This window comes from Frigoribacterium sp. CFBP 13605, from assembly GCF_014839405.1.
Classification (GTDB): domain Bacteria; phylum Actinomycetota; class Actinomycetes; order Actinomycetales; family Microbacteriaceae; genus Frigoribacterium.
Window position 1 is genome coordinate 1 of sequence record NZ_JACYNS010000144.1, and the last position, 5,013, is coordinate 5,013.

Consider the following 5,013-nt stretch of genomic DNA (forward strand, 5'->3'; position numbering starts at 1 on the left):
CGGCCCGGTGGCCCGGCCCGCGATCGCGCCCGGCTCCTAGCGCTCGCGCACGATCAGGGCCGAGGCCGCGGTCACGAGCCGCCGGGGCAGGAACCGGTGCGCCTGGGCACCGATCGCGTTGCCGAGCCCGCTGACCACGACGGCACGGCGACGACGCACGGCCCGCAGCGCCGCGGTGACGACCTGCTCGGGGGTCTGGCGACCGCTCGTAAGGAAGTCGCTGCCGGTCGCGGCGAAGAAGCCGGTCTCGGTCGCCCCCGGGCAGAGGGCCGTGACGGTGACGCCCGACCCCCGCACCTCGGCGTGCACCGCCTCGCTGAACGAGAGCACGAACGACTTGGTCGCCCCGTAGACCGCCATCGTCGGGATCGGCTGGAAAGCCGCGGTCGAGGCGACGTTGACCACCGTGCCGCGGCGTCGCTCGACCATGCCCGGCAGCAGCGCGCGCGTCAGCGCGACCACCTGCGAGCAGTTGAGGTGCACCTGCGCCTGGACGGCGGCGAGGTCGGACTCGACGAACGCCCCGTGGGAGCCGACGCCGGCGTTGTTCACCAGCACGTCGATCGCGCGGTCGCCGACGGCGGCCAGCACGGTCTCGACCCCGTCGGGCGTCGACAGGTCGGCGACCACGGCCGTGAACGACCCGGAGGCGCGGGTCGCCACGAGCTCGGCCCTCACCTGCTCGAGACGGTCGCCGCTGCGCGCCACGATCACCACGTCGTGGTCGGGGGCGAGCCGCCGGGCGAACTCCGCGCCGATGCCGCCGGAGGCGCCGGTGACGAGTGCGGTGGGCAGGGACGTGGTGGGTGCGGGCATGTCGCCCATCCTGCCGCGCCCGCCGTCGGAGGAGGTCGCACCACGCTCGCGTCGTCGAACCACCCGGGGGGCTGGTTCGACCACGCGATCGTGGTGCGGCCGGCCCCCGCAGCCGGGCCCCGCAGCCGGGCCCCGCGGCGGGGCGGTGCGACACACGGCGTCACGCGGCGACGCATGACGTGACACGTCCTCGCGAACGCGACCCGCGCCTCCTTATGCTCGGCGACACCCCGAACCCACCACCTCAGCCGACACCCTGGAGCCCCCATGATCAGCCTCGAGCAGCTGACGAAGGTCTACGAGACCGGATCGCACCGCACGACCGTCCTCGACCGCGTCGACTTCCGGGTCGACACCGGCGAGATCGCCGCCGTGGTCGGCCCGAGCGGCGCCGGCAAGAGCACCTTGGCCCAGTGCGTGACGCTGCTCGAACGACCGACCTCGGGCTCGGTCGTCGTCAACGGCGACGACCTGACCCGGCTCGGCGAGCGCGACCTGCGGGTCGCCCGCCGTCGGATCGGCACGGTGTTCCAGTCGGACGGTCTCTTCGGCCGTCGGACCGCCGCACAGAACGTGGCCCTGCCGCTCGAGTACCTGGGCGTGACGAAGGCCGAGACGAGGCGTCGAGTCGCCGAGCTGCTCGACCGCGTGGGGCTCGGCCACCGTGCCGACGCCCGGCCGCACGAGCTCTCGGGCGGCCAACGCCAGCGCGTCGGCATCGCCCGGGCGCTGGCCCTGCGGCCGACCGTGCTGCTCTCGGACGAGGCGACGTCGGGCCTCGACCCCGCCTCGACCACCTCGATCGTCGACCTGCTGCGCGAGTTGCGTGACGACCTCGGCCTGTCGATCCTGTTCGTCACCCACGAGATGGACACCGTGCTGCAGATCGCCGACACCGTCGCCCGCCTCGACCACGGACGCATCGTCGAACGGGGTCGCGTGCTCGACCTGCTGCGCGACCCCGCGTCGGCGCTCGGTGCGGCGCTGCGACCGACCCGACCGGCGGCCGGCGCCCCCGACGGCTGCCGCACCTGGCGGCTCGACTACGTCTCGGCCGACGTGCCGACCGACTGGCCGACCACGCTCGGATCGGCCCTGGGGTCGCCCGTGTCGCTGCTCGGAGCCTCGATCGAGACCCTGGGAGGCGCGACCGTCGGGCACGCGACCGTCGCCGTCCCCGAGGCGGTCGCCTCGCGCCTGCCCGGGGTCGCCGCCGCACTCGGGCTCACCGCCCGCTCCCTCGACCCGTCCCCGGCGCCCACGCCCACGTCCACGCTCACGCCCGAACAGGAGCTCGTCCGATGACCGTCGTCAGCACCGTCGCGCCGATCGCGACGACCGTCCTCGCGTCGGGCACGAGCCCGTCGACCGCGTACGACAACTCCGTGCCGTGGGCGCAGATCCCCGCCCTGGTGCTCCCGGCACTCGGCGACACGTTCGTGATGGTCGGCATCGTGATGGCGATCGTCGTGCTGGTCGGGGTGCCGCTCGGGGCCCTGGTGCACAACCTCGGCCCCGCGGGCCTCGTGCCGAACGCGCCGGTGCACACGGTGCTCAGCGCCGTCATCAGCATCGGACGCTCGCTGCCGTTCTTGATCCTGATGGCGTCGATCGTCCCGTTCACCCGGTTCGTGACCGGCACCAACATCGGCATCGCGGCCGCGGTGGTGCCGATGTCGATCGCCGGCATCGCCTTCTTCACCCGCATCGTCGAGAACTCCCTGCGGAGCGTCCCGAGCGATCGGGTGCGCGTGGCGACCGCGAGCGGGGCGTCCCGCCTGCAGATCGTCCGCACCGCACAGCTGTCCGAGGCGCTGCCCGGCCTGATCGGGGGCCTCACGATCAACACGATCGCGATGATCGAGTACTCGGCCATCGCCGGCACCATCGGCGCCGGCGGCATCGGCTACGTCGCCGTCACCTACGGCTACCAGCGCTTCGACCACACCGTGATGATCGTCACGATCGTGTTGCTCGTCGCGACGGTCGCGGCCGTCCAACAGCTCGGCGACCTCGCCGTGCGGGCCACGAGCCCCGAGCCGGTCCGCCGGCGCCGCTGGTGGCGACGCCACGCGACCGACCTGCCCCCGGTGGCCGCCGCGGTCTGAGCCGCACCGCGCCTCCTCGTCCCCCTTGCGGTCCTGCACCGCGCCTCCTCGTCCCCCTCTGCGGTCCCGCACCGCGCCTCCCCGTTGCCCCCTTGCGGTCCTGCACCGCGCCTCCCCCCGCCCGCAGGCGCCGCCTGCCCCTCCCGAAGGACAGCCATGCCCGAGAACACCCCCACCCCTGCACCCCGCACCGCGACCGTCACGGACGACCACGGCTTCGAGCTGAGGCGTCGCCGCCGTTGGCCCTGGATCGCCGGAGGCGCGGTGGCGGTCGTCGCCGTCGCCGCCGCGATCGTCGTGCCCCTGACCGCGCCCGCCGGGCCGGCCGTCGCCGAGGCCGGGGCGACGCTGACCGTCGCCACCGCCGAGGGCAACGCGTCCGAGCAGGCCCTCGTGCAGTTCGTCGCCGACGAGGTCGCCCCGAAGTACGGCATCACCGTCGCCTTCACGGGCCTGAGCGACAGCAACACGATCAACCGGGCCGTCAGCGAGGGCGAGATCGCCGGCACGGTGTACCAGCACGAACTGTGGCTGGACCAGGTGCTCGCCTCGAACCCGGACTTCCGGGAGGAAGCGGCGACGCCGGTGTTCCGCTGGGGCTTCGGCCTCTGGTCGTCGAAGTACACCGATCCGGGCCAGCTGCCCGACGGCGCCACGGTGTCGCTGTACTCCGACCCGGCCAACGAGGCCCAGGGGCTCTGGGTGCTCGAGCGCGCCGGCCTCATCACGCTGAAGGACGGCGTCGACAAGGCACACGCCACCCAGGACGACATCGCCTCGAACCCGAAGGACCTGCAGTTCACCCTGCTCGACTTCGCCGCGCAGTCGCGGGCCCTGCCCGACCTCGACGCAGCCGTCGGCTACACCGAGTACTACCTCGCCGCCGGCGTGCCGATCGAGCAGCAGATCTTCGCCCCCGCCGCACCGGACGAGTTCGCCGGCCAGCTCACCATCGGCAGCGACTACGCCGACGAGGACGCCGTGAAGAAGCTCGTCGCCGCCTTCCAGGACCCGGCCGTGCAGGAGTTCCTCGCGACCGACCCTCGCGTGAAGGGCATCCTGCTGCCGCTCGACGCGGAGTAGGTCGTGACGCGGAGTAGGTCGCACCGACGGGTCAGGCGAGCACGACCTCCCAGGCGCGAGCGGAGGGCCACAGGGCATGACGGGGCAACACGTCGGGACCGCAGGCCCGCGAGCCGAGTCCGTGCTGCGCGTCGTCGAGGTAGAGGTGCAGCGCCGTGGGCTCGGGCAACTCGTGGGGGTGCGCGGCGAGGGCGACCTGCTGTGCCGTGTGCCTCGCGAGCTGGAACCCGCACCGGTGCCCCGCTCCGTCGGGCACGGTCGTCACCGACAGCACCGGGCCCCCCGCCGACGCAGCGACGCCACCCGGACCCCCGAGCGTCAGCGACCGCAACCCGGGGCGGTGCCCGGTCTCCTGCGGCCGGGCGTACTCGACCGAGAGCCCGTCGACGCTCGACGTGAACCGGCCCACCCGGGCGGCCGCCGCGCTGTCCGCGTACGACTCGGCGGGCCCGGTGCCGAGCCAGTCGACCGGCGACGACGCGAGCGACAGCGGCAGGTCGAACCGGGCGCCGACGCGCGGCCAGGTGCAGTCCCACGGCCCGAACGGCACGGCCTCGGTGCGCAGCAGCACGCCGTCGGCGGTCGCCATCCAGCGGAAGGTGACGTCGACGCCGGTGCCGGTGTGCGCGGCGGACACCCGCACGCGCTGCTCGAGCCCGTGGTCGGACCGGCACACCGACAGCACCCGGTGCACGAGCCGGTGCAGGCCGCGCTCGACCCAGCGCTCGGCCGAGGGCGGGGTCTCCTCGGCCCCGCGACCGTGGGTCAGTTCGGGTTCGGCGAGCTCGTACGAGCCCTGGCCGGCCCCGCGGTCGTTGTCGGTCGGTGCCCGCCACAGTTCGAGACGGGGCCCCGCCACGGGCAGCCCGTGCCACGAGGTCAGGGCGCCCCGGGCGTCGAAGGTGAGCGCACCGAGCGTGTCACCGCTCCAGGCCCCGGAGGCGCGGGTGCGGGCCGCCGGGCGACTCGCCACGAGCGCCTGGTCGCGCCCGAGCACGTGGCCGGC

The 5,013-nt window shown here is 74.2% G+C and carries 5 protein-coding genes; 3 read left to right on the plus strand and 2 right to left on the minus strand.

Going from position 1 to position 5,013, the window contains the following annotated elements:
* Positions 1-36 precede the first annotated feature (36 nt).
* On the minus strand, positions 37-816 hold the full coding sequence (locus tag IFT36_RS15045; RefSeq protein ID WP_200413558.1) for an SDR family NAD(P)-dependent oxidoreductase: 780 nt from the start codon (positions 814-816) through the stop codon (positions 37-39).
* A gap of 267 nt (positions 817-1,083) precedes the next feature.
* Here IFT36_RS15045 and IFT36_RS15050 point away from each other — a divergent pair, with 267 nt between their 5' ends.
* The 3 genes from IFT36_RS15050 (at position 1,084) to IFT36_RS15060 (ending at position 4,007) form a co-directional block, all read left to right on the plus strand.
* The gene (locus IFT36_RS15050; protein WP_200413559.1) at positions 1,084-2,121 is read left to right on the plus strand and encodes a methionine ABC transporter ATP-binding protein; all 1,038 of its coding nucleotides are present in this window, start codon (positions 1,084-1,086) and stop codon (positions 2,119-2,121) included.
* Entirely contained in the window at positions 2,118-2,924 is an 807-nt protein-coding gene (locus tag IFT36_RS15055) for a methionine ABC transporter permease (protein WP_200413560.1), read from the plus strand. The genes IFT36_RS15050 and IFT36_RS15055 overlap by 4 nt, the downstream gene beginning before the upstream one ends.
* A gap of 156 nt (positions 2,925-3,080) precedes the next feature.
* Complete coding sequence (locus IFT36_RS15060; RefSeq protein WP_192124347.1) at positions 3,081-4,007, plus strand: MetQ/NlpA family ABC transporter substrate-binding protein; 927 nt, start codon at positions 3,081-3,083, stop codon at positions 4,005-4,007.
* Positions 4,008-4,038: 31 nt separating this feature from the next.
* On the opposite strand, the gene IFT36_RS15065 is transcribed toward IFT36_RS15060, so the two are convergent.
* On the minus strand, positions 4,039-5,013 hold a 975-nt coding region (locus IFT36_RS15065), incomplete at its 5' end, for a beta-galactosidase small subunit-related protein (RefSeq protein WP_463671335.1).